Annotated in this window: 19 protein-coding genes; 13 read left to right on the plus strand and 6 right to left on the minus strand. The window is 74.6% G+C overall.

The features are described 5' to 3' along the window. Positions 1–76: 76 nt before the first annotated feature. From RM425_RS04155 to RM425_RS04195, 9 genes are all read left to right on the plus strand, one after another. Positions 77–1,282: a glutamate--cysteine ligase gene (locus RM425_RS04155; RefSeq protein ID WP_311343897.1), complete on the plus strand. Its 1,206-nt coding sequence runs from the start codon at positions 77–79 to the stop codon at positions 1,280–1,282. Beyond that, complete coding sequence (locus RM425_RS04160; protein WP_311343898.1) at positions 1,279–2,571, plus strand: amidohydrolase; 1,293 nt, start codon at positions 1,279–1,281, stop codon at positions 2,569–2,571. Before RM425_RS04155 ends, RM425_RS04160 begins: the two co-directional genes overlap by 4 nt. Further along, complete coding sequence (locus RM425_RS04165) at positions 2,568–4,604, plus strand: methylmalonyl-CoA mutase subunit beta (protein ID WP_311343899.1); 2,037 nt, start codon at positions 2,568–2,570, stop codon at positions 4,602–4,604. The genes RM425_RS04160 and RM425_RS04165 overlap by 4 nt, the downstream gene beginning before the upstream one ends. Beyond that, positions 4,601–6,844, plus strand: a complete 2,244-nt coding sequence (scpA, locus tag RM425_RS04170) for a methylmalonyl-CoA mutase (protein WP_311343900.1) — start codon at positions 4,601–4,603, stop codon at positions 6,842–6,844. Before RM425_RS04165 ends, scpA begins: the two co-directional genes overlap by 4 nt. Before the next feature lie 31 nt (positions 6,845–6,875). After that, positions 6,876–7,901, plus strand: a complete 1,026-nt coding sequence (gene meaB, locus RM425_RS04175; protein WP_311343901.1) for a methylmalonyl Co-A mutase-associated GTPase MeaB — start codon at positions 6,876–6,878, stop codon at positions 7,899–7,901. 77 nt (positions 7,902–7,978) lie between these two features. Then, positions 7,979–9,490, plus strand: coding sequence for a polyprenol phosphomannose-dependent alpha 1,6 mannosyltransferase MptB (mptB, locus tag RM425_RS04180; protein ID WP_311343902.1), 1,512 nt, complete (start codon positions 7,979–7,981; stop codon positions 9,488–9,490). A gap of 35 nt (positions 9,491–9,525) precedes the next feature. Continuing rightward, positions 9,526–10,290, plus strand: a complete 765-nt coding sequence (locus tag RM425_RS04185; RefSeq protein WP_311343903.1) for a polyprenol monophosphomannose synthase — start codon at positions 9,526–9,528, stop codon at positions 10,288–10,290. Positions 10,291–10,354: 64 nt separating this feature from the next. Continuing rightward, entirely contained in the window at positions 10,355–11,758 is a 1,404-nt protein-coding gene (locus RM425_RS04190) for an NAD(P)H-quinone dehydrogenase (protein ID WP_311343904.1), read from the plus strand. A 104-nt stretch (positions 11,759–11,862) separates the two neighbouring features. Beyond that, positions 11,863–13,590, plus strand: a complete 1,728-nt coding sequence (locus tag RM425_RS04195; RefSeq protein WP_311343905.1) for a zinc metalloprotease — start codon at positions 11,863–11,865, stop codon at positions 13,588–13,590. 62 nt (positions 13,591–13,652) lie between these two features. Here RM425_RS04195 and RM425_RS04200 read toward each other — a convergent pair whose 3' ends face one another. The 4 genes from RM425_RS04200 to RM425_RS04215 form a co-directional block, all read right to left on the minus strand. After that, positions 13,653–15,413 (minus strand): acetyl/propionyl/methylcrotonyl-CoA carboxylase subunit alpha, encoded by a 1,761-nt coding sequence (locus RM425_RS04200; RefSeq protein WP_311343906.1) that lies wholly within the window; start codon positions 15,411–15,413, stop codon positions 13,653–13,655. 85 nt (positions 15,414–15,498) lie between these two features. Next, positions 15,499–16,107 (minus strand): Maf family protein, encoded by a 609-nt coding sequence (locus tag RM425_RS04205; protein ID WP_311343907.1) that lies wholly within the window; start codon positions 16,105–16,107, stop codon positions 15,499–15,501. After that, entirely contained in the window at positions 16,104–16,289 is a 186-nt protein-coding gene (locus tag RM425_RS04210) for an acyl-CoA carboxylase subunit epsilon (protein WP_311343908.1), read from the minus strand. Before RM425_RS04210 ends, RM425_RS04205 begins: the two co-directional genes overlap by 4 nt. 146 nt (positions 16,290–16,435) lie before the next feature. Further along, positions 16,436–18,064, minus strand: a complete 1,629-nt coding sequence (locus RM425_RS04215) for an acyl-CoA carboxylase subunit beta (protein WP_311343909.1) — start codon at positions 18,062–18,064, stop codon at positions 16,436–16,438. A 96-nt stretch (positions 18,065–18,160) separates the two neighbouring features. On the opposite strand from RM425_RS04215, the gene RM425_RS04220 reads away from it, so the two are divergent. Together RM425_RS04220 and RM425_RS04225 are read left to right on the plus strand one after the other, a co-directional pair. Next, a complete protein-coding gene (locus RM425_RS04220; protein ID WP_311343910.1) occupies positions 18,161–18,988 on the plus strand; it encodes a biotin--[acetyl-CoA-carboxylase] ligase in 828 nt (275 codons plus the stop codon). A gap of 187 nt (positions 18,989–19,175) precedes the next feature. Beyond that, complete coding sequence (locus RM425_RS04225; protein WP_311343911.1) at positions 19,176–19,778, plus strand: PH domain-containing protein; 603 nt, start codon at positions 19,176–19,178, stop codon at positions 19,776–19,778. Here RM425_RS04225 and RM425_RS04230 read toward each other — a convergent pair. Continuing rightward, on the minus strand, positions 19,765–20,265 hold the full coding sequence (locus tag RM425_RS04230) for a hypothetical protein (protein WP_311343912.1): 501 nt from the start codon (positions 20,263–20,265) through the stop codon (positions 19,765–19,767). The two genes, RM425_RS04225 and RM425_RS04230, sit on opposite strands and share 14 nt — an antisense overlap. 162 nt (positions 20,266–20,427) lie before the next feature. Between RM425_RS04230 and RM425_RS04235 the strand changes: the two genes are divergently transcribed. Both RM425_RS04235 and RM425_RS04240 read left to right on the plus strand, forming a co-directional pair. Further along, positions 20,428–21,588, plus strand: coding sequence for an exonuclease SbcCD subunit D (locus RM425_RS04235; protein ID WP_311343913.1), 1,161 nt, complete (start codon positions 20,428–20,430; stop codon positions 21,586–21,588). Continuing rightward, entirely contained in the window at positions 21,585–24,545 is a 2,961-nt protein-coding gene (locus tag RM425_RS04240) for an SMC family ATPase (RefSeq protein ID WP_311343914.1), read from the plus strand. Before RM425_RS04235 ends, RM425_RS04240 begins: the two co-directional genes overlap by 4 nt. Positions 24,546–24,582: 37 nt before the next feature. On the opposite strand, the gene RM425_RS04245 is transcribed toward RM425_RS04240, so the two are convergent. Continuing rightward, positions 24,583–25,152 carry a GtrA family protein gene (locus RM425_RS04245; RefSeq protein ID WP_311343915.1) on the minus strand — a complete coding sequence of 190 codons (570 nt, stop codon included), beginning with the start codon at positions 25,150–25,152 and terminating at the stop codon, positions 24,583–24,585. Between the last annotated feature and the right edge of the window lie 9 nt (positions 25,153–25,161).

Here is a 25,161-nt window from a genome sequence, read left to right on the forward strand (position 1 = left end):
CACCGCCGATCCACCGCACGGGTGATCCGGGTCGGTCGCCGGGTGGGTGCCGCCGGACCTCCCTAGACTCCCGCAGGTGGAGATCCCCTTCCGGTCGTCCGAGCGGGCCAGCCTGGGCGTCGAGTGGGAGCTGCAACTGGTCGACCGCGACACCCGCGAGCTGTCGGCCGGTGCCAACGAGATCCTCGAGCAGCTGCGGCCCGAGGGCGCCGAGGAGCACCCCAAGGCCAAGCACGAGCTGCTGCAGTCGACCGTCGAGATCATCACCGGCGTCTGCACCACCGTGGCCGAGGCGAAGGCGGACCTGGCCGGCACCCTTGCCGAGGTGGTCGCGGCCGCCGACGAGCGGAACCTGGCACTGATGTGCGCGGGCACCCACCCGTTCACCGACTGGCAGACCCAGCTCATCTCGCCCAAGGAGCGCTACCTCCAGCTGGTGGAGCGCATGCAGTGGATGGCCCGCCGGATGCAGATCTTCGGCGTGCACGTGCACGTGGGTGTGCGGGCACCGGAGAAGGTCATCCCGATCGTCAACGCGCTGTGCCAGTACATCCCGCACTTCCTGGCGCTGTCGTCGTCCTCTCCGTTCTGGGTGGGCTGCGACACCGGCCTCGCGTCCTCGCGGACCAAGATCTTCGAGGGCATGCCGACGGCGGGGCTGCCTTACCAGCTGGCCGACTGGGCGGAGTTCGAGGAGTACATGGAGACGCTGATCTCCACCGGCTCGATCGACAGCGTCCGCGAGGTCTGGTGGGACGTCCGCCCGCACCCCGACTTCGGCACCGTCGAGCTGCGCATCTGCGACGGGCTGCCCACCCTCGACGAGATCGGGGCGGTGGCCGCGCTCGCCCAGTGCCTGGTCGAGCAGTTCGACACCCAGCTCGACCGCGGCTACACCCTGCCCACCCCGGCGTCCTGGGTGCTGCGGGAGAACAAGTGGCGCGCCTCCCGGTACGGGCTCGACGCCGACATCGTCGTCGACGAGAAGGGCACCGTCCGGCCGGTCCGGCAGGCGATCATCGACCTGGTGGACGAGCTGCGGCCCACCGCGAAGCGGCTGGACTGCGAGGCGGAGCTGGCCGACGTGCTGCGGGTGCTCGACGTCGGTGCCTCCTACCAGCGGCAGCGCGCGGTCGCCGCCGCGCACGACGGGCAGCTGGAGCCGGTCGTGGACAGCCTGCTCGCCGAGCTGCGGGACGGGCTTCCCGCGACCGGACCGGTGGGGCGGCCGACCGAACCCGCCCCCGGCCCGGGCGACTGCGCCGGAGGGCACGCGGCGTGACCCCGGTGGTCGAGAAGCTCGGCGCCGCGGTGGACGACTGGGTGCAGGCGCACGAGGCCCAGCTGATCGCCGCCCGGCGGCACCTGCACGCCCACCCCGAACTCGCCTACGCCGAGGTGGAGACGACGTCCTTCCTCGAACAGCGGCTGCGCGAGGCGGGGCTGTCCCCGCAGCGGCTGCCCAGCGGCACCGGCCTGGTCGTGGAGGTGGGGGAGGGGCCGGGGCCGACGGTCGTCCTGCGCGGGGACATCGACGCGCTGCCGCTGCCCGACCTGAAGGACGTGCCGTACGCCTCGACCCGCGAGGGCGTGTGCCACGCCTGCGGTCACGACGTCCACACCACCGTGGTGCTCGGCGTCGCCCTGGCGCTGGCCGCCGTCGACGGGCTGCCGGGCCGGGTGCGCTGCATCTTCCAGCCCGCGGAGGAGACGGTGCCCGGGGGTGCCACCGAGGTGCTCGCCGCGGGCGTGCTCGACGGCGCCACCCGCGCCTTCGCGCTGCACTGCGACCCCTCCGTGCCGGTCGGGCAGGTCGGGCTGCGCACCGGCGCGATCACCGCGGCCTGCGACGGCATCGACGTCACGCTCACCGGCCCCGGCGGGCACACCGCCCGGCCGCACCTGACCGTCGATCTCGTCGACGCGCTCGGGCGGCTCATCACCGAGCTGCCCGGGCTGCTGTCGCGCCAGGTGGACCCCCGCGCCGGGATGTCGCTGGTCTGGGGGGCGGTCGACGCGGGGGTCGCCGCCAACGCCATCCCGCAGCGCGGCATGCTGCGCGGCACCGTGCGGGTGCTCGACCGCGACGCCTGGCAGGGCGCGGAGGAGGTCATCCGCTCGCTGGTCGCGAAGGTGGCCGCCGCCACCGGCGCCGCCGTGGAGGTCGACTACGTCCGCGGGGTCCCGCCGGTGGTGAACGACCCCCGCTCGGTGGCCCTGCTGCGCAGCGCCGCCCTGGAGACGGTGGGTGCCGAGGGTGTCGTGCTCTCACCGCAGAGCATGGGCGGGGAGGACTTCGGCTGGTACGCGGACAGGCTGCCGATCGCCCTGGCCCGGCTGGGCACGCACGGCGGGGGAGAGCCGCTGGACCTGCACCGGGGCACCTTCGACGTGGACGAGCGGGCGATCGCGGTGGGGGTCCGGCTGCTGGCCCGCGCGGCGCTGCACGCGCTGGTGACCGACGCCGGGTCCCCCGCAGGGGTCGGTGCGCCCCCACCCGGCCGCACGGGCCGGCACGCCTCCGGAGACACTGCAGGCAGACGAGCCGACGAGGAGTCCCACCGAGGATGACACCCGACCAGCAGAGCAGCGCCCCGGCCCCGGCGACGGCCGACGCACAGGTCCCCAGCGAGCACGAGATACCCGAGGACCTCGGGCTGGCCGCCCAGTTCCCCGGCGTCACGCGCGACCAGTGGCGCGACCTGGTCGCCGGCGTGCTGCGCAAGGCCGGCCGGCAGGAGCTCCCCGAGCCGGTCGAGGAGGCGCTGCGCCGCCCCGTCGCGACCGGCATCACCGTCGCCCCGCTGTACACGGCCGAGGACGCCGGTGACCTGCCGACGTCGGCCGGGGTCCCCGGGCTCCCGCCGTTCGTGCGCGGCGCCCGTCCCTCCGGCGGCCCAGCGGGATCGGCAGAGGTCACCGCCTCCGGCGGTGCCGCGGGGGGCGCCCCCGGCGGCTGGGACATCCGCCAGCGGCACGCCCACCCCGACGTGGCCGTGACCCGGGAGGCGATCGCCGCCGACCTGGAGAACGGCGTCACTTCGCTGTGGCTGGTCGTCGGCGAGGGTGCCGTGCCGACCGACCGGCTCGGCGACGTGCTGGCCGACGTCTACCTCGACCTCGCCCCGGTGGCGGTGACCGGCGGGGGTGGGGCGGGCGAGGCGCGAGCAGCCGCCGAGGCCTTCCTCGCCCTGATCGACGGCCGGGACGACGTGGCGCCCGGTGGCTCGCTGGGCCTGGACCCCCTCGGGGTGCACGCGGCGACGGGGGAGCCGCAGGACCTCTCCGGCCTGGCCGATCTCGCCCGCCGGGCCGCGGCCCACCCTGGCCTTCGGACCGTCGTCGTCGACGGCACGGTCTTCGCCGACGCCGGTGCGTCCGCCGTCGAGGAGCTGGGCTGCTCGCTGGCGGCGGGGGTCGCCTACCTGCGCGCCCTCAGCGAGGGCGGGCTGAGCGTCGACGAGGCCTTCGGCCAGGTCGAGTTCCGGTACAGCGTGAGCGCCGACCAGTTCACGACCGTCGCCGCGCTGCGCGCCGCCCGCAGACTGTGGGACCGCGTCAGCGAGGTCAGCGGGGCCGCGCCCGAGGCGCGTGGTCAGCACCAGCACGCCGTCACCTCCTCGGTGATGACGACGAAGCGCGACCCGTGGGTGAACATGCTGCGGACCACGGTCGCCTGCTTCGCCGCCGGCGTGGGTGGTGCCGACGCCGTCACGGTGCAGCCCTTCGACGCAGCGCTCGGGCTGCCCGACGCCTTCGCCCGCCGGATCGCCCGCAACACCCAGAGCCTGCTCGTGGAGGAGGGCCACCTCGCCCGGGTCCTCGATCCCGCCGGTGGGTCGTGGTACGTCGAGTCGCTGACCGACCAGCTGGCCCGGGCCGCCTGGGACTGGTTCACCGAGATCGAGCGGGCCGGCGGCCTGGCCGCGGCGCTGGACTCCGGCCTGGTCCGCGAGCGGATCGCCACCGCCTGGGACGCCCGGGCGCTGCGGCTGGCCACCCGCGCCGACGCCATCACCGGCGTCAGCGAGTTCCCCAACCTGGCCGAGAAACTGCCGGAGCGGCAGCCCGCGGCGGAGCTGCACGCCGGCGGCGGGCTGCCGCGCGTGCGGGCGGCGCAGGAGTACGAGGCGCTCCGGGACGCGGCCGACGCCGCGGGGGAGCGGCCGGCCGTCTACCTCGCCACGATCGGCCCGATCGCGCGGCACACCGCGCGGGCGAGCTTCGCCGGCAACCTCTTCCAGGCCGGCGGGCTGGCCACGCCGGCCGCGGACGGCGCCGGCGGCCTCGCCGACGCCGGGACGACGGTGGCCTGCATCTGCGGGACCGACAAGGACTACGCCGAGTCGGCGGCACCACTGGCCGCCGCGCTGAAGGAGGCCGGCGCCACGCAGGTGTGGCTGGCCGGCAAGCCCGACCTCGCCGTCGACGGGGCGGACGGGTACGTGTACGCCGGATGCGACGCCCTGGACGTGCTCCGCACCGTCCACGCGCAGCTGGGCCTCGAAGGAGTGCAGGCAGTGAGCGAGCCCGCGAGCGAACAATCGAACAGAGCCGCGTTCGTGGGAACGCGGCCGACGAGCGCCAGCGAGGAGGACGCGTGACCGCGATCCCCGATTTCGGCGGCGTCGAGCTGGGCCGCCCCACCGCCCCGGCCTCGACGGACGACTGGGCGAAGGCGTTCGAGGAGGCCACCGGCCGCAGCGTGGCGGAGGCGAGCTGGGAGACCCCCGAGGGCATCGCCGTCCCGCCGCTGTTCACCCCGGCCGACCTCGAGGGGCTCGACTTCCTCGAGACCCTGCCCGGCCTGCCGCCGTACCTCCGCGGGCCCTACCCGACGATGTACACCACGCAGCCGTGGACGGTCCGGCAGTACGCCGGCTTCTCCACCGCCGCGGAGTCCAACGCCTTCTACCGGCGCAACCTGGCCGCGGGCCAGAAGGGGCTGAGCGTCGCCTTCGACCTGCCCACCCACCGCGGCTACGACTCCGACCACCCGCGGGTGGTCGGGGACGTCGGCATGGCCGGCGTGGCGATCGACTCGATCCTGGACATGCGGCAGCTGTTCGACGGCATCCCGCTGGACAAGATGTCGGTGTCGATGACGATGAACGGCGCCGTGCTGCCGGTGCTGGCGCTCTACATCGTCGCGGCCGAGGAGCAGGGCGTGCAGCCCGAGCAGCTCACCGGCACGATCCAGAACGACATCCTCAAAGAGTTCATGGTGCGGAACACCTACATCTATCCGCCCAAGCCCTCGATGCAGATCATCAGCGACATCTTCTCGTTCACCTCGCAGCAGATGCCGCGGTACAACTCCATCTCGATCTCCGGCTACCACATCCAGGAGGCCGGGGCGACGGCCGACCTGGAGCTGGCGTACACGCTGGCCGACGGCGTGGAGTACCTGAAGGCGGGCAAGGACGCCGGGATCGACGTCGACGCGTTCGCGCCGCGGCTGAGCTTCTTCTGGGCGATCGGGATGAACTTCTTCATGGAGGTCGCCAAGCTCCGCGCCGGCCGCCTGCTGTGGGCCCGGCTGGTGAAGGAGGCCGGCGGGCAGAACCCGAAGTCGCTGGCGCTGCGCACCCACTCGCAGACCTCGGGCTGGTCGCTGACCGCGCAGGACGTCTACAACAACGTCGTCCGCACCTGCCTGGAGGCCATGGCCGCCACCCAGGGGCACACCCAGTCGTTGCACACGAACGCCCTCGACGAGGCGCTCGCGCTGCCCACCGACTTCTCCGCCCGGATCGCCCGCAACACTCAGCTGCTGCTGCAGCAGGAGTCGGGCACCACGCGGGTCATCGACCCGTGGGGCGGCTCGGCCTACGTCGAGAAGCTGACCTACGACCTGGCCCGCCGGGCCTGGGCGCACATCCAGGAGGTCACCGAGGCCGGCGGCATGGCGCAGGCCATCGACGAGGGCATCCCGAAGCTGCGCATCGAGGAGGCCGCGGCCCGCACCCAGGCCCGCATCGACTCCGGCCGCCAGCCGGTCATCGGCGTGAACAAGTACCGGGTGGAGGCCGACGAGGCCATCGAGGTGCTCAAGGTCGACAACGCCGACGTCCTCGCGCAGCAGAAGGCCAAGCTCGAGGAGCTCCGCGCCTCCCGGGACGGCAGTGCCGTGACCGAGGCGCTGCGCCGGCTCACCGACGCCGCCCGCGCCGCGGCCGAGGGACGGCGGGACAGCGGCCTGGACGCCAACCTGCTCAAGCTGGCCGTCGACGCCGCCCGCGCCAAGGCGACGGTCGGCGAGATCTCCGACGCGCTCGAGGAGGTCTACGGGCGGCACGCCGGCCAGGTGCGCACCATCTCCGGCGTCTACCGGGACGAGGCCATGCGGGTGGGCCGGGTGGGTGATGGAGGCAGGGCGGGAGAGGACAGCCCCATGGAGGAGACCCGCCGCATGGCCGAGGCGTTCGCCGACGCCGAGGGGCGCCGTCCCCGCATCCTGGTCGCCAAGATGGGCCAGGACGGCCACGACCGCGGCCAGAAGGTCATCGCCACCGCCTTCGCCGACCTCGGGTTCGACGTCGACGTCGGCCCGCTGTTCCAGACGCCGGACGAGGTCGCCCGCCAGGCGGTGGAGGCCGACGTGCACGTCGTCGGTGTCTCGTCCCTGGCCGCGGGCCACCTCACGCTCGTCCCCGCGCTCAAGGAGTCCCTGGCCGAGCTCGGTGCCGACGACGTGCTGATCGTGGTCGGCGGCGTGATCCCGCCCGACGACGTCCCGACCCTCAAGGAGATGGGTGCGGCCGCGGTCTTCCCGCCCGGCACCGTCATCGCGGAGGCCGCCCAGGAGCTGCTGCGCACGCTCGCGCAGCGACTCGGTCACTGAGATGCAGAGTCACTGAGATGCAGGGTCGCTGATGAGCAGGGACGTCGACGTCCCGGCGCTGGTCGAGGGCGTCCTCGCCGGCGACCGGCGGGTGAGGGCGCGCGCCATCACGCTGGTCGAGTCCCGCCGGGCCGACCACCGGGAGCGGGCGCAGGAGCTGCTGGTCGAGCTGCTGCCGCACGCCGGGGGAGCGCGTCGCGTGGGCATCAGCGGCGTTCCCGGCGTGGGCAAGTCGACCTTCATCGACCAGCTCGGCGTCACGCTGACCGCCACGGGCTCGAAGGTGGCGGTGCTCGCCGTCGATCCGTCGTCGGCCCGCTCGGGTGGGTCCATCCTCGGCGACAAGACCCGGATGGCCCGGCTGGCGGTCGACCCGGACGCGTTCATCCGGCCCTCGCCGACCTCGGGGACGCTCGGTGGCGTCGCGCAGGCGACCCGGGAGTCGATGGTCGTGGTGGAGGCCGCGGGCCACGACGTCGTCCTGGTCGAGACCGTCGGCGTCGGGCAGTCCGAGATCACGGTCGCCGAGATGGTCGACTCCTTCCTCTTCCTGACCCTCGCCCGCACCGGCGACCAGTTGCAGGGCATCAAGCGCGGGATCCTGGAGATCGCCGACGTCATCGCGGTGAACAAGGCCGACGGCGACGGCGCACCCGCGGCCCGCAAGGCGGCGCGCGAGCTGTCCCAGGCGATCCGCATGCTGCGCGGGCACGGCGAGACCTGGGACGTGCCGGTGCTCACCTGCGCGGGCCTGACCGGCGACGGTATGGACGAGGTCTGGGCCAAGCTGGTCGAGCACCAGGACCGCATGAAGGTCTCGGGGGAGTTCGACGAGCGGCGGCGCACCCAGCAGGTGCGCTGGACCTGGCAGCTGGTCCGGGACGGCCTGGAGCACGCCCTGCGGGGGCATCCCGGTGTGCGCTCGGCGGCGCCGGAGCTGGAGAAGGCGGTGCTCGCGGGTGAGCTGACGCCGGCCCTGGCCGCCCGGCAGATCCTGGAGACCTTCGCCTCCGGATCCCCGGCCGACGGTGCCGGGGGGTCCCGGCCGCGCTGTTAGTCTCTGCCCGCCTGCCGGTCCGGTGGCGGGGACGACGACGTACCGGGACAGGGCCGGTGCACGGGAGCAGTCAGGAGATGGCCGTCAGCACGAGCGTGGCCGGCGCGACCTCGACCGCAGCGTCGCTCGCCCCGGCCTCCCGCCCGCCCCGGTCGGGTGCCGCGACCGCCGTGCTCCTCGTGCTCAGCGCCCTCCTCGGCGCTGCGGGCACCACCTATCTGGCCGCCGCGGGCACCAGCCTGGGTGCGCAGCTGGATGCGCCGGACCTGTGGTTCCGGGAGAACCACCCCGCGCTCCGCCCGGTGGAACTGGGCTTCGAGGCCGCCCGGTCGTGGACCGCGGCTGCGCTCGGGATCTGGGTCGTGGCCTGGCTGCTGGCCGGGCTGGCCGTCCGCCGCGGCGTCGCCGTCCGGTGGCTGCTGGCGGTGGGGGTGTTCTGGTCGGTCCCGCTGCTGATCGGGCCCCCGCTGTTCACCGCCGACCCGTGGTTCTACACCGCCATCGGTGCCGCCGTGCAGAACGGCGTCGACCCCTTCGAGTACGGGCCCGGGGTGCTGGGCGACGTCGACGCGGTGCGCGGCGCGGAGAGGTTCTGGCGGTTCAGCCCGACGCCGTACAGCCCGCCCTTCGTGGCCCTGCTCAGCGGGCTGTCCTGGCTGTTCGACCAGAACCTGCTCGCGGTGCTGGCCGCGATACGGGTGCTGTGCGTGGCCGGCTGGGCCGTCTGCGCGCTCCTCGTCTGCCGGATCGCCCAGCGCCTGGGCGGCAGCCCCGCGGTCGCGATGTGGCTGGGCGCGATCAACCCCCTGGTGCTGGTGCACCTGGTGTCGGGCAACCACAACGACGCGCTGATGCTGGCCCTGCTGCTGCCGGGGCTGCTCCTCGCCCTGTACGACCGGCCGCTGCTGGGCATCCTGCTGTGCGTGGCCGGTGCCGGGATCAAGGCCACCGCGCTCGTGGCGGTCCTCGTCATCGGCGTGGACTGGGCGCAGCGCCAGGACGGCTGGCCCGCACGGCTGCGCGCCCTGGCGCTCGCCGGTGGCCTGGGGGCGGGTGCCTTCGCCCTGTCCGTCCAGCTCACGGGCTGGGGATGGGGCTTCCTGGACAACCTCGACGTCCCGGGCAAGGCACTCGAGTCGATGACCCCGACGACCGCCCTGGCCTTCGCGCTGGACGTCGACGACCCGCCGATCGACGGGACGCGGGTCGCCGGCGTGGTCGTCGCGGTCGTGGTCAGCCTGCTGTTCCTGACCCGGCTCCGCAGCTGGGGCCTGGTCCGGGTGACGTCGTGGATCGCCCTGACGGTGATCCTCACCAGCTCGGTGGTGTGGCCCTGGTACCTGGTCTGGCCCACGATGCTCTTCGCCGCGGCCGGGGTGTTCGCCGAGCGGCTGCTCGTGGTGGCGTGGTCGGTGCTGATGCTGTTCACGGTGCTGCCCGGCGGGCACTCGGTGACCGACCTGTACTCCCGTCCCCTCGTCGACCAGATCGCCCTCGGTGTCCTCGGGGTGGCTCTGGTCGCCGGACTGGTCCACGTGCTCCGGAGCCGCCGGCGCAGAACCGATCCGATGCCCGAGCCCGCCCGGTGACATCGACCCCCGTTCCCCGCGAAAGAAGGAAGAACGTGCGCATCCTGGTCGTCACGCCGACCTACAACGAGGCGGAGAACGTGCGTCAGCACGTCGAGGCCGTGCTCGCCCGGCCGGCCCGGCCCGACGTCCTCATCGTGGACGACGGGTCCCCCGACGGCACCGCGGACATCGTGCGGGCCCTCGCCGAGGAGCACCCCGGCCGCGTCGAGCTGCTGGAGCGCTCGGGGAAGCAGGGGCTGGGCACCGCCTACGTCGCCGGCTTCCGATGGGGGCTGGCCCAGGAGCGCTTCGACGTCATCGTGCAGATGGATGTCGACGGCTCGCACGACCCGCGCGCGATCGACGACCTGCTGGCGGCCATCGCCGATGCCGACCTGGTCCTGGGCTCGCGCTACGTGCCCGGGGGAGCGGTGGCGAACTGGCCGTGGAGCCGGCGCACCGTCTCCTGGATCGGCAACCTCTACGCACGGACCGTGCTCCGCACGAGGACCCGCGACCTCACCGGCGGCTTCAAGGCGTGGCGGACCGATCTGCTGGCCCGGCTGGACGTCGACTCGTTCGCCGCGAACGGATACGGCTACCAGATCGAGACCACCTACCGCGCGCTGCAGGCTGGTGCGCGGATCGTCGAGGTGCCCATCACGTTCCGCGACCGGGAGCTCGGTGAGTCCAAGATGAACACCGGGATCGCCGTGGAGGCGGTGTCGGCCGTCTGGCGCATCCGCCTCAACCCGGCGCCGTCGGCGCGCTCCGCCGGATCCGCGGACGCCGGGGACGGCGCGGCCGGCCGGGGCTGACACCCCCTCCACCCCCGGGCGGGGACAATGGCCCACGACGCCCGTTCGAACCCGGAGAGGACCCATGACCCGCATCGTCATCATCGGCGGCGGACCGGCCGGCTACGAGGCCGCGCTGGTCGCAGCCCAGCTCGGTGCGCAGGTCACCGTCGTCGAACGCGACGGCATCGGGGGCGCCAGCGTGCTGACCGACTGCGTCCCCTCCAAGACCCTCATCGCCGCCGCGGGCGCCATGACCTCGGTCCACGACTCCGCCGTCCTCGGCGTGCACGGCGCCGAACCGGCCGCCGTCGGCCTGGACCTCGCCGCCGTCAACCAGCGGGTCAAGGGCCTGGCGGTGGCCCAGTCCGCCGACATCCACTCCCGGCTGGCCGCCGAGGGCGTCCGCATCGTGAGCGGGCAGGGTCGGCTGTCCGACGCGATGCGAGGCCTCGCCGCCCACCGCGTGCAGGTCCTCGACGCCTCCGGCGAGGTCACCGAGGACCTGGAGGGCGACGTCGTCCTCATCGCGACCGGAGCCGACCCCCGCGTGCTCCCCGGCGCCGAGCCCGACCACGAGCGCGTCCTCGACTGGCGCGACGTCTACGACCTCGCCGAGATGCCCGAGCACCTCGTCGTCGTCGGGTCGGGCGTCACCGGCGCGGAGTTCGCCTCCGGGTACCTGGAGGCCGGCGTGCCGGTCACCCTCGTCTCCTCCCGCGACCGGGTGCTGCCCGGCGAGGACTCCGACGCCGCCGAGGTGCTGGAGGAGGTCTTCCAGTCGCGCGGCGGTCGGCTCGAGCGCGGCCGGGCGGCCGGTGTGCGCCGCAGCGACACGGGGGTGGTCGTCGAGCTCACCGACGGGCGCACCGTCGAGGGCTCGCACGCCCTGATGACCGTGGGCACCGTCCCCAACACCGGCGGGCTCAACCTGGACAAGTGCGGGGTGCAGCTCACCGAGGCCGGGCACGTCGTCGTGGACCGCGTCTCGCGGACCTCGGTGTCCGGCGTCTACGCCGCCGGCGACGTCACCGGTGTCTTCCAGCTCGCCTCGGTGGCGGCCATGCAGGGGCGCATCGCCATGTGGCACGCCCTCGGTGAGGCCGTCACGCCGATCAAGCTCAAGACGGTGGCGGCCAACGTGTTCACCCACCCGGAGATCGCGACCGTCGGGGTGCAGGAGCAGAGCCTGCCCGAGTACACCGACGTGGACGTGGTCCGGCTGCCGCTGGCCACGAACGCGCGCGCCAAGATGAGCGACCTGCGGGACGGCTTCGTGAAGTTGTTCGCCCGCCGCTCGACCGGCGTGATCATGGGCGGGGTCGTCGTGGCGCCGGGCGCGTCGGAGCTGATCCTGCCGATCGCGCTGGCGGTCACCAAGGGGCTGACGGTCGCGGACCTCGCGCAGACGTTCGCCATCTACCCCTCGCTGTCCGGCTCGATCACCGAGGCCGGTCGACGGCTGATGGGCGCCGACCACCTGGCCTGAGCCGGGAGGGCCCGGTGGGCCGCCCGGGGCGGATGTGACGGCTGCCCGGCTTGATCTCCCCGGGCCGGTGCCGACGCGCGCGGAGCCCGCCGATGCAGGAGGGGATGTCTGCCGCCCCTGCTGTCCGCCGTCCCTCGTCGCTGCTTCGCGCGCTGGTCGTGGCCGGTGCCGTCGCCGTGGCGACGGCCGGCCCCGTCGCCGGGGTGGCCGTCGCCGAGGAGCCGGCCGGCACCTCCGTCGTCGGCCGGCTCGTGCAGGCGTGGCCGGAGCCGGGACCCGACGACGAGCACGCCGCCCACGGCGAGACCGCGGCACCGCTCAGCTGGGTGGAGACCGCCGACGGGGCGGTCCGCGTCCCGACCGAGGACCTCACCGGCGTACCGGCCGGCGCGACCGTGGAGCTCACCGTGGGCGGGGAGGTGCGCGACGAGGGCACCGAGGAGCACGGGCTCGACCCGGCGCAGGAGGTGCTGAGCACCGGCTCGGTCACCCCGGCGCGGACCGTGCCCCCGGCGCGGGGCCGCCTCACCAACGAGGTGACGGTCGTCCTCGTCGCGCCGGCGGGCACGCGCCCCGACGCCGGGGTGGCGGCCGACGACGTCGCCCGGGTGGTCGACGGCGCGGTCGCGGCCTTCTGGGCGGAGCAGACCGCCGACGCCGTCCGGTTCGGGGTGGCCGCGAGCCACGGGTGGATCAGCACCGCCGCGGGGTGCGCCGAGCCGACGGCCCTCTGGGACGAGGTGGCCGACGCCGTCGACTTCGAGGCCGGTCCCGGCAAGCACCTGATGCTCCACCTGAGCAGCGCGACGGCGACCCAGCCGGGCTGCTCCTACGCCCTCGCCGAGGTGGGGGCGGGTCCCGCCTCGGGGGGCCGGCTCTACGTCCGCGACACCCTGGCCTCGGTCATCTCCCACGAGCTGGGCCACAACCTGGGACTGAGCCACTCCTCGGGCCTGCAGTGCGACGGAACGGTGGAGACCGGCACCTGCCGCACGACCGGCTACCGGGACCTCTACGACGTCATGGGCGCCTCCTGGCGTCAGCTGGGCTCGCTGAGCGCCCCCCAGGCGGCACGGCTCGGCGTCCTGCCGGCCGGTGCGCTGCTGGACCGGGACGTGCACGACGCCCCCGCCCCGGCCGTCCTCGCGCCGGCGGGCACCCGCACCGGGACCCGTGCGCTCCGTCTCACCGACGCCGAGGGCACCGCCTACTGGCTGGAGTACCGCACGGCGACCGGGGCCGATGCCTGGCTGGGCCGTCCCGACGACAATCCGTACCGGCTGCAGACCGGTGTGCTGTTGCGCCGTGAGTCGGAGTTCCCCGACACCACGGTGCTGCTCGACGGCACCCCGTCACCCGCCGCCGGGTGGGTCGGCGACCTGCAGGCCGCACTGCCCGTCGGGGTGCCCGTGACGCTCTCCGGCGGGGACTTCACCGTCACGGTCCGCTCGCTGACCGCCGGTGGTGCCACGCTCGACGTGGTGCCGACCGCCCCGACGACGACGTCGCCGGCCCGTCCGGCCCCCGGCGAGGACGGCACCGGGCAGCTGGTGGCGGGTACGGGCGGCTCCACCGCGGCCGTTGCCGCGGCACGCAACCCGGCCGCCCAGGACGCACCGGCGGAGGAGCCTCCGGTGCCGACGCTCCGGGGCCCGGGCCTGCCCACGGCCCCTGCCGCTGCTGCCGCGGCCGCTCCCGCGCCCGCGCCCGCGCTGGACCCGGCGGCCGGGTGGACGTCGACCGGCGGCCTGTACGTGGCCCTGTCCGTCACCGGGCTGGCCGTGACGGTGCTGCTGGCCCTGCGGCGGCTCCGCCGGCTCCCGGCCCGCTGACCCGGCAGGACGACGGAGGCCGTACCCGCTGAGCGGATCCGGCCTCCCGGGCCGTTCGCGGACTACTCGGCGGCGTCGGCGATGGTGCAGATGACCGCACCGCTGGTGACCGAGGCGCCCACCTCGGCCGACAGGCCGGTGACGGTGCCCGCCTTGTGGGCGGTGATCGGCTGCTCCATCTTCATCGCCTCGAGGACGACGACCAGGTCCCCGGCGGCCACGGTGGCGCCGTCCTCCACCGCGACCTTGACGATCGTGCCCTGCATCGGCGAGGTGAGGGAGTCACCCGAGGCGGCCGAGCCGCCTCCGCCACCGCCACGCTTGCGCGGCTTGGCCGGGGCACCGGCGGAGGCGCCGCCGCCGGCGGCCAGCCCGGCGGGGAGCGACACCTCCAGCCGACGTCCGCCGACCTCGACGACGACGGTCTGGCGCGGGGCCTGCTCGTCGGACTCGCCCGGCGCGGCGGCATAGGGCGGAACCTGGTTGTCCCACTCGGTCTCGATCCAGCGCGTGTGCACGGTGAACGGCTCGCTGGTGAACGCCTCGTCGCGGACGACGGCACGGTGGAACGGGATGACCGTGGGCATGCCCTCGACGACCAGCTCGTCCAGCGCGCGGCGGGCCCGCTGCAGGGCCTCGGCGCGGGTGGCGCCGGTGACGATCAGCTTGGCCAGCATCGAGTCGAACGCGCCGGCGACCTCGCCGCCGGTCTCGACGCCGGAGTCCCAGCGCACGCCGGGGCCCTGCGGGACCTCCAGCCGGTCCACCGGGCCGGGGGCCGGCATGAAGTTGCGGCCGGCGTCCTCGGCGTTGATCCGGAACTCGATGCTGTGGCCCCGCGGCTCGGGATCCTCGGTGATCTCCAGCGGCAGGCCCTGGGCGATGCGGAACTGCTGGCGCACCAGGTCGATGCCGCTGGTCTCCTCCGAGACCGGGTGCTCCACCTGCAGACGGGTGTTGACCTCGAGGAACGAGATCGACCCGTCGACGCCCACGAGGTACTCCACCGTGCCGGCGCCGTGGTAGCCGGCCTCCTTGCAGATGGCCTTGGCGGAGGAGTGGATCCGGGCGCGCTGGTCGTCGGTGAGGAACGGCGCGGGCGCCTCCTCGACCAGCTTCTGGTTGCGCCGCTGCAGCGAGCAGTCGCGGGTGCCGACGACGATGACGTTGCCGTGGGTGTCGGCGAGCACCTGGGCCTCGACGTGCCGCGGCTTGTCCAGGAAGCGCTCCACGAAGCACTCGCCGCGGCCGAAGGCCGAGACGGCCTCGCGCACGGCGGAGTCGAACAGCTCCGGGATCTCCTCCTTGGTGCGGGCCACCTTCAGCCCGCGGCCACCGCCACCGAAGGCCGCCTTGATGGCGACGGGCAGGCCGTGCTCCTCGGCGAAGGCGAGGACCTCGTCGGCGCCGCCGACCGGATCCTTGGTGCCGGGCACCAGCGGGGCGCCGGCCTTGGTGGCGATGTGCCGGGCGGCGACCTTGTCACCGAGATCGATGATCGCCTGGGGCGACGGGCCGATCCAGGTGAGCCCGGCGTCGAGGACGGCCTGGGCGAAGTCGGCGTTCTCGGAGAGGAACCCGTAGCCGGGGTGGATCGCGTCGGCGCCGGACTGCTTGGCGGCGTCCAGGATCTTGTCGATCACGAGGTAGGAGTCGCCGGGGGTGGTGCCGCCCAGCGCGAACGCCTCGTCCGCGACGCGCACGTGCAGCGCGTCCCGGTCCGGCTCCGCGTAGACGGCCACGCTGGTGAGACCGGCGTCCTTGCACGCTCGCGCCACTCGCACGGCGATCTCACCGCGATTGGCGATCAGGACCTTCTGCACCGGGCTCTCCTTCTTCCGTGGACCGGTCGGACTGTAACCAGGGCTCGCCGGCCGCACCGGGCCAGGTCGCTGGGGAGGACGGCGGTCAGCGCCGCCACAGGTCGGTGATGGCCAGGCCGCGCTTGCCGAGCTGCGTGCGCAGCACGGTGAGCGAGAGCCCGACGACGGCTGCCGGGTCGCCCTCGACCCGGCGGACGAACGGTGCCCCGAGACCGTCGAGGGTGAACGCGCCGGCCACCGCCAGCGGTTCGCCGGTCGCGAGGTAGGCCTCGATCTCGGGCTGGGTCGGCTCGGCGAAATACACGACGGTCGAGGCGACGGCGATGTCGCGGCTGGCGATGCCGCCGTCCTTCACGTCGAACAGGGCCTGGCCGGTGTGCAGCACGCCCGAGCGGCCGGCCATCCGTCGCCAGCGGTCACGGGCGTCGGCGGCGTCGACCGGCTTGCCCATGGGCCTGCCGCCGAACTCGAGCAGGGAGTCGGCGCCGATGACCAGGGCGTCGGTCTCCCGCTTCGCCACGGCGGCGGCCTTGGCCGCCGCCAGGAGCGCGACCTGCTCGGCCACCCTGGGGGCGGAGTAGGCCGACTCGTCGACGTCGCTCACCACGACCTCGGGGGCCAGGCCGGCCTGGCGCAGCAGCGTGAGGCGGGCCGGGGACGCCGAGGCGAGGACGAGCCTGCGGTCCACGGTCACGCCGGGCTCCCCGCCGCGCGCCAGCCGCCCGGGCCGGTCTGCAGGACGGCGCGGTGGCTGCGCCCGTAGGCCCCCCATGCGCGGACCGGCGTCGGGCGCTTCCGCGACCGGCGCTGCGACATGGCGGCGACGACGACGGTCAGCGCGGCCAGCTCCTCGACGGTGGGGGACCCGGACACCACCCGCAGGAGGGGGACGGTCGGAAGGTCGTCCTGTCGTGAGGAGTGAGGGCCCGGAGGGTCCTCGCGATCGAGCGACGAAGGGGCTCCGCTGGAGCCGGGGACGGCTCCTGGCTGCGGTGGTCGTCCGGAGGACGACGGTGTCACTGTCACAGCGGGATGTTCCCGTGCTTCTTGGGCGGCAGGTTCTGGCGCTTGTTGGCGAGCACGCGCAGCGCCTTGGTGACCTGGACGCGGGTGTGCGAGGGCGGGATCACGGCGTCCACGTACCCGCGGTCGGCGGCGATGTAGGGGTTGGCGAGGGTGTCCTCGTACTCCGCGATCAACTCGGCGCGACGGGTGTCCGGGTCCTCGGCCTGGGCCAGCTCCTTGCGGTACAGGATGCCCACGGCGCCCTGCGCGCCGACGACGGCGATCTGCGCCGACGGCCAGGCCAGGTTGACGTCTGCGCCCAGGTGCTTGGAGCCCATGACGTCGTAGGCGCCGCCGTAGGCCTTGCGGGTGATGACGGTGACCAGCGGGACGGTGGCCTCGGCGTAGGCGTAGATCAGCTTGGCGCCGCGGCGGATGATGCCCTCCCACTCCTGCGAGGTGCCCGGGAGGAAGCCGGGGACGTCGACGAAGGTCAGCACCGGGATGTTGAAGGCGTCGCAGGTGCGCACGAAACGGGCGGCCTTCTCGCTGGCGTCGATGTCCAGCGTGCCGGCGAACTGGGTGGGCTGGTTGGCCACGACGCCGACCGGGCGCCCCTCGACCCGGCCGAAGCCGATGAGCAGGTTCGGCGCGAACAGCGGCTGCACCTCGAGGAACTCGCCGTCGTCGAGCACGTGCTCGATGACGGTGTGCATGTCGTAGGGCGTGTTCGCCGAGTCCGGGATGAAGGTGTCGAGCTCGAGGTCCTCGTCGGTCAGCGCGTCCGGCAGGACCGTCTCGACCGGCGGCACGTCGAGCGCGGGCAGCGGGTCGAGGTTGTTGCTCGGCAGGTAGGACAGCAGCGCCTTGACGTAGTCGAGCGCGTCGGCCTCGTCCTCGGCCAGGTAGTGCGCGACCCCGGACTTGGTGTTGTGCGTCCGCGCACCGCCCAGCTCCTCCAGCGAGACGTCCTCGCCGGTCACGGTCTTCACGACGTCGGGGCCGGTGATGAACATCTGGCTGGTCTTGTCGACCATCACGATGAAGTCGGTGAGCGCGGGGGAGTAGACGTGCCCGCCGGCCGCCGGGCCCATCACCAGCGAGATCTGCGGGATGACGCCGGAGGCGTGCACGTTGCGCTGGAAGATCTCGCCGTAGAGGCCGAGGGAGACCACGCCCTCCTGGATGCGCGCGCCGCCGCCCTCGTTGATGCCGACGACGGGGCAACCGTTCTTGATGGCGAAGTCCTGGACCTTGACGATCTTCTCGCCGTAGACCTCGCCGAGGCTGCCGCCGAACACCGTGACGTCCTGGCTGAAGATGGCGACCGGGCGGCCGTCGACGGTGCCGTAGCCGGTGACGACGCCGTCACCGAAGGGGCGCTTGGCGTCCATGCCGAAGTTGGTGGACCGGTGGCGGGCGAACTCGTCGAACTCGGTGAACGAGCCCGGGTCCAGCAGCGCCTCGATGCGCTCGCGGGCGGTCATCTTGCCGGCCGCGTGCTGCTTCTCCACCGCGCGCTCGGACCCGGCGTGCTGCGCCTCCTGGGCGCGCCGCTCGAAGTCGGCCAGCTTGCCGGCGGTGGTGTGGATGTCGATGTCCTGGGGGATCTGCTCCCCGGCGTTCTCGAGTTCAGCCGCGCTCACGTTTCCTCCTCGCTGACGCACGCCGGCCCCGGGTCGGGCCGACGCGCACATCCGGCGACCGCGCACGCCCGGCCACGGGTTACGTAGCGTAGGGGAGTGCCCGACGACTCCTCACCTCGATGGTCGGATCTCGGGCGTCCGCCGCTCGACGGCGCCGCGCTGCAGGCCGCGCTCGTCCGCGACAGCGCGCTCTGGCGGACGCTCGAGGTGGTCCCGGAAGCCGGCTCGACCAACGCCGACCTGATCGCGGCCGCCGGGCGCGACGCCCCCGAGGGCGCGGTGCTCGTCGCGGAGCACCAGGTCGCCGGGCGGGGCCGCCTCGACCGGGTCTGGACCTCCCCGCCGCGGGCCGGGCTGACCGTCTCGGTGCTCCTCCGTCCCGACGTCCCGGCCGCGCGCAGGGGCTGGTTGCCGCTGCTGACCGGCGTCGCGCTGGCCGAGGCGGTGGGGGAGTCGACCGGGGTGCTGGCGTCGGTCAAGTGGCCCAACGACCTGCTGGCCCGCGACGGCCGCAAGCTGGCCGGCATCCTGGCGGAGAGCTCGGGCAGGGCCGTCGTCGTCGGCACCGGCCTCAACGTCTCCACCACCGCGGCCGAGCTGCCGGACACCGGGACGTCGCTGGCCGACGTCACCGGCGGCACGGTCGACCGCGGACCGGTGCTGCTGGCGTTCCTGCGCGCGCTGGAACGGCGCTACCTGCGCTGGGTGGAGCACCTCGGCGACCCGGTGGCCTCCGGCCTGGCGACGGACTACCTGCGCTGGTCGTCGACGGTCGGGTCGGACGTCCGGGTGCACATGCCCGACGGATCGATCCTGGACGGCGTCGCCGAGGCGGTCGACTGGGACGGGCGGCTGGTGGTCCGCACCCCGGCCGGCACGGTGGAGCTGGCCAGCGGCGACGTGCAGCACGTCCGGACGCAATGACACCGTCGGCCTCCGGCCGACACCGCTGTGACACTGCGGTCCTCCGGACCGCACCGCGGCCAGGAGTCGTCCCCGGCATGCGCTGAGCCCCCTCGCCACGCCTGCGCGGACCCCTCCGGGGCCCACTCGGCGCGACACCGCTCCGTGGCTACGCCATGAGCGGCCGGGGCTGCGTCATCCTGGCGGGATGCCCTATCCGGACAAGCTGCTCGCCGAGGACGAAGAAGTCGTCCGGCACCTGCACCCGCACTGGGTGACCGTGTTCTGGCCGGTCGTGCGCTTCCTGCTGATCGTGGGCGCCACGTCCTTCGGGGCGGCGATGATCCCCGACGGGCGGCAGCAGGGCATCTACCGCCTCCTGCTCCTCGCGGTCGCCGTCGTCCTGCTGCTGGTCACCGTCGTCGTGCCGCTGGCGCGCTGGCGGGCGACGCACTACGTCGTCACCACGCACCGGCTGCTGTTCCGCGAGGGGATCCTGGCCCGCCGCGGCCGCGACCTGGGCCTGGCCCGGATCACCGACGTGTCCTACACGCAGACGCTGTGGGAGCGGCTGATCAGCTCGGGCACGGTGACCATCGAGACGGCCGGCGACGGCGGCGCGACGGTGCTCCACCGGATCCCGGACAGCGACGGCGTCCAGCAGTTGCTCAACCACATGATCGAGGAGGACGCCGACCGCCGGGCGCAGGAGAGCGCGAGCTACATCCGCGACGACCCGCGGGACCGGGAGGCGGACGACCAGGAGCCGGCGCCGACCGCCTCCCGGTGGCGGAGGTTCAGCGCCGGCTGAGGACCGCGAGCTCGGGAGCTGCCTTGTCCAGCCGCAGGAGCAGGTCGTCCGACGACGGGCCCAGCGGCCGGGCGACGGCGGTGATCGTCCTCGCGAGCTCGCCGGCCGTCATGGGGTGACGCCGGCCGTCCCCGCTGGACCAGACGGGGTGCATGACCGACCGGCCGTCCTCGGACCGCCGCTCCCAGACCGCGTGCACGACGGTGGTGCGCAGCGCGCACAACCGGGCGACCGCGTGCACCCAGCGCCGGAAGTCGTCGAGCAGCCGCCGGTCCCCGACCAGCACGGGCAGGAGGTCCTCGACGACGACGACCATGGCCGGGACGTCGCGGGGGAGGACGGCGGCCGCCGCGGGTCCGTCGACGCCGGTGAGGATCCGCAGCAGGGACGCCATCCGGGCCTCCGCGCCGGCGGCCTCGGCGAGCAGCCGTCCCACGGCGGCATCCCAGTCCTGCTGCGGACGAGCGTGGATCGCAGTGACCTGCATGCCCCCAGTCTCCGGCACGGTCGGGTCCGGACAGGGGTGCCGCCCGGCGGCGTGCCCTCCCGTGGATCCCGCGCGCCACACCCGGCCCTCCGCTCTCGTCCGGACCGGTCCGTCACAGCGCGCCGCCAGGAACTGTCCGTGCCTGCGCATACGGTCGGTGGCATGCGGCTGCTGCACACCTCCGACTGGCACATCGGCCGGACGTTGCACGGCACCGACCTGCTCGCCGAGCAGGAGGCGGTGCTCGGCGGGCTGGCCGCGGTGGTGACCGCCGAGGCGGTCGATCTGGTGGTCGTGGCCGGCGACATCTACGACCGCGCCGTTCCCTCCGCCGACGCGACCGCGGTGCTCGACCGGGTGGTCGCGCGGCTGCTCGGGGCCGGTGCGCAGGTGGTCCTCACGCCCGGCAACCACGACTCCGCGCGGCGGCTGGGCACCTTCTCCGGGCTGCTCTCGGCGGCCGGGCTCCACGTCCGCGCCGCGACGCCCGCCCTCGACGAGCCGGTGCTGCTGGCCGACGAGCACGGCGAGGTCGCCGTCTACGGGATCCCCTACCTGGAGCCGGAGGTGGCCCGCCACGAACTCGGCCTCGCCGGCCGGGGCGAGGCGGCGGTCCGCGGGCACGAGGGCGTGCTGACGGCGGCGATGGACCGCATCCGCGCCGACCTGTTCCTCCGTCCCGGCGTCCGCTCGGTGGTGCTCGCGCACGCGTTCGTGGGCGGGGGTGTCCCGACCGAGAGCGAGCGCGACATCTGCGTCGGCGGCGTGGATCTGGTGCCCGCCGGCGTGTTCGAGGGCGTGGACTACGTGGCGCTCGGTCACCTGCACCGGCCGCAGACCCTCAGCCCACGGCTGCGCTACAGCGGCTCACCGCTGGCGTACTCCTTCGGGGAGGCCGGGCAGCAGAAGCAGGCGTGGCTGGTCGAGCTCGGGGGCGAGGGCCTCGGCGAGGTCCGCGCCGTCCCGCTGCCCGCACCCCGGCAGCTGTCGGTGCTCACCGGCGAGCTCGCCGAGCTGCTGGCCGCCCCGGAGCACGCCGCCGCCGAGGAGCACTTCGTCTCGGCGCGGCTCACCGACGCCGTCCGCCCGGCCGACCCGATGCGGCAGCTGCGCGAGCGCTTCCCGCACTGCGTGCACCTGGAGTGGACCGGCGCAGGCGTGACCGCCGACGGGCGCAGCTACCAGGATCGGTTGCGCGGGCGCAGCGACCTCGAGGTGGCCGACGAGTTCGTCGACCACGTCCGGGGCGCCGGGGCCAGCGAGGCCGAGCGCGAGCTGTTCGCCCGGGCCCTGGCCGCCGCCGCCCGCGAGGACGCCGCGTGAGGGTCCACCAGCTCGCCCTGACCGCGTTCGGCCCGTTCGCCACCCGGATCGACGTCGACCTCGACGAGGTCGGCCGCGACGGGCTCTTCCTGCTCTGGGGCCCGACGGGCGCCGGGAAGACCACGCTGCTCGACGCGGTCGTCTTCGCCCTCTACGGCACAGTCCCCGGGGCGCGCGGCGAGGAGAAGCGGCTGCGGAGCGACCACGCGGCGGACGACGTCCGGACCGAGGTCGAGCTGGAGCTCACGCTCGGCGGCGAGCGGCTCCGGGTGACCCGCCGGCCCGAGCAGCAGCGTCCCAAGCGGCGAGGTGAGGGCTGGACGACCGAGCAGGCGCGGCTCATCCTTCAGCGGCTGTCCGGCGAGGGCTGGGAGCCGGTCAGCACCCGGATCGACGAGGGCTCCGAGTACCTGCGCACGCGCCTGGGCCTCTCGGCCGAGCAGTTCTGCCAGGTGGTGCTCCTGCCGCAGGGCGACTTCGCGCGGTTCCTGCGGGCCGAACCCGAGGACCGGGGCCGGTTGCTCCGCACGCTGTTCGACGTCGGCCGCTTCGCCCGCGTCGAGGACTGGCTCGTCGGCGAGCGGACGGCCGCCCGGGAGCGGCTCGACCGGATCCGGGCACGCACCGGCACGCTCGTGTCGCTGGTCGCCCAGGCTGCCGACGTCACCGTCCCGGAGGAGTTCGCCCCCGAGCTGGTGGGCGCGGCGCCGGGCTCCCCGGTCACCGCCTGGGTTCGCCGGATCCGGGCCGTCGCCTCGGACGGTGCCGCGCGCGCGCAGACGGCCGCGGACGCCGCCGGTGAGCACGCCCGGGCGCAGGAGGCCGCGCTGGCCGACGCCCGCGCGGAGGAGGAGTGCCACGCCCGCCGGGACCGGGCGCGCGCGGAGCTCTCCCGCCTGGAAGTCGCGGCCCCCCGGCTGCAGCCGGTGCGTGCCGCCCTGGACGCCGCACGCCGTGCCGAGCCGGTGCGCGACGTGCTGGAGGCCGCGGGCCGGGCCGCGCTGGAGGCGGAGCGGGCCACGGACGCCCTCGGGTCCGCCCGGGCCGCCTGGGCCGAGGTCGCCGCCGGCCGGGAGGCGGACGCCACTCTCGCCCGGGCGCTGCGCGACGAGGCCGCCGCCCTGGGCGCCCTGCTGCCGGAGGTGGAGCGTGCCCGCCGGCTCGAACACGAGCTCGCCGCCGGCGAGCGGAGCGTGGAAGAGCTGGGAGAGCGGTGCCTGGAGGCCGAGCGGGCGATGGCCGCCTGGCCCGCGCGGCTCCAGGAGCAGCAGGGGGCCGTGGACGCCGCCGCACACGCGACCGCCCGGCTCCCCGGTCTGGGGGCCGCGGTCACGCACCGCAGGACCGCGCTGGAGGCGGCGCGCGCCACCGTCTCGCTGGAGGCGGCGCTGACCGCCGAGCGCGCGGCCGCCGACGCCGCACGGGAGGCGTGGCTGGACGCCCGGGAGCGCTGGAACGACCTGCGCACGCAGCGGCTGGACGGCATGGCCGCCGAGCTGGCCGCGGGCCTCGTCGACGGCTCCGCCTGCCCGGTGTGCGGCGCGGCCGAGCACCCCTCGCCCGCGCAGCCCGGCGGCCCGCTGGTCACCCGGGACGACGAGGACGCTGCCCGTGTGGCCGCCGAGCGGGCCGAGGCGCGCTGGACCGCAGCGCGCGAGACCTGCACGACCACCGAGCGGGAGCTCGCCGCCCGTCGCGCGCAGGCGGGGCCCGAGCACGTGGCCGCGCAGGAGGCCGAGCTCGCCGACCTGGTCGCCGAGCAGGAGGCGGTGCAGGTCCTGGCCGACGGTCTCGGTGCCGCGCGCGCGGTCCTCGACCGGTCGCGGGTAGAGAAGGAGGCCGGGTCCGCGGCGCTCGCGGCGGACCGCGAGGAGCTGGGCCGCCGGGAGGCCGGGCTGGCGGCGGTCCGGTCGGCGCTCGCCGACGTCACCACGCAGCTGGTGACGGCCCGCGGGGACGACGCCGACCTGCCGGCGCGGATCGACCGGCTCACCGCCGAGGCGCAGACCTGCGAGGCGCTGGTGGAGGCCGCCGCCGTCGACGGGCGGGCCCGGCTGGCCGAGGAGTCGGCCCTGGCGGTCGCGCGGGCGCGGGTGGAGGCGGCCGGGTTCCCCGACCTCGACGCCGCCGCCCGGGCACTGCTCCCACCGGGCCGGGCCGACGACCTGGCCCGTCAGGTGGAGGAGCACGACCGCGCCCTCGCCGTCGTCACCGGCGTCCTGGCCGAGCCGCAGCTCGCCGAGCTCGCTGCCCGGCCCGACCTCGAGGCGCTCGGAGCGGCCTGCCGTGCGGCGACCGCGGACCGGGAGGCGGCCGTGTCCGCGCTGGAGCACGCCCGCCGCCGGGTCGCGCGGCTCGACGAGCTCGCCGGCGAGCTGACCGCGGCGGAGGTCGAGCTGGACGAGCAGCGCGCGCTCACCGAGCAGGTGACGTCGCTGGCCGACCTGGCGACCGGACGGGGTGCCAACCGGCTGAAGATGCGCCTGCAGTCCTTCGTGCTGGCGGCGCGGCTCGAGCAGGTCTCCGAGGTGGCCAGCCGCCGACTCCAGGACATGTCCGGCGGGCGCTACACCTTCCTGCACAGCGATGCCCAGGGTCGCCACGGCGCCCGCGGTGGCCTCGGCCTGGAGGTGCTCGACGAGTACACCGGCACCCGACGGCCCACCAAGACGCTGTCCGGCGGGGAGAGCTTCATGGCGTCGCTGGCGTTGGCGCTGGGCCTGGCCGACGTCGTCACCGCGGAGAGCGGCGGCGTCCAGATCGACAGCCTCTTCGTCGACGAGGGCTTCGGGACGCTGGACCCGCAGGCCCTGGACGCGGTGATGGACGTGCTCGACGAGCTCCGCCGGGGCGGGCGCACGGTCGGCCTCATCAGCCACGTGGAGGAGCTGCGGACGCGCATCGCCAGCCGCCTGGAGGTGGTTCCGGGCCGCTCGGGTTCCCGGCTCGCAGGCTGACCGGGTCGCGGCCTCCGGGCTCGGGGGATGACCGGGGTCAGACGGCCCCGCGGGTCACCGCCGGGACCGCGCCACCGCCGTCGGCCGACGCCGGAGGCGTCGTCGGGTCACCGCTGGTCGTGGTGGCCGGCCGCGGGTCCGTGACCGCACCGGCGTCCGGATGCATGATCGCGGGGAAGACCCAGCGCCGGTAGGCCAGGTAGCGCAGCACGCTGTTGAGCCCGATCGAGGCGATGTTGGCCGTCTGGATGACCAGCAGGCTCTCCTGGTCCAGCGGGTACCGCACGAACCAGATGACGGCCGCACCCAGCACCAGGGTGCCCGCGTTGATGAGCGTGAACAGGGCGAACGACCGGCGGATGGTGGTCTTGTCCCGGTGGGCGAAGGCCCAGTTCCGGTGCCCCAGGAACGCCACGCACATCGAGACCAGGGTGGCCAGCGTCTTGGAGGTGACGGCGCCGACGTCGAGGTGTCCGTACAGCAGCTGGAACAGGCCGATGTCCACCACGAAGGCGATCCCGCCGACGATCCCGAAGGCGCTGAGCTCCTTGAGCCGACGGCGCGCCCGTCGCCCGATCAGGGCGGATCGACCGTGTGGTGAAGGCACCCGGCCGAT

The organism is Blastococcus goldschmidtiae (assembly GCF_031845325.1).
Classification (GTDB): domain Bacteria; phylum Actinomycetota; class Actinomycetes; order Mycobacteriales; family Geodermatophilaceae; genus Blastococcus; species Blastococcus goldschmidtiae.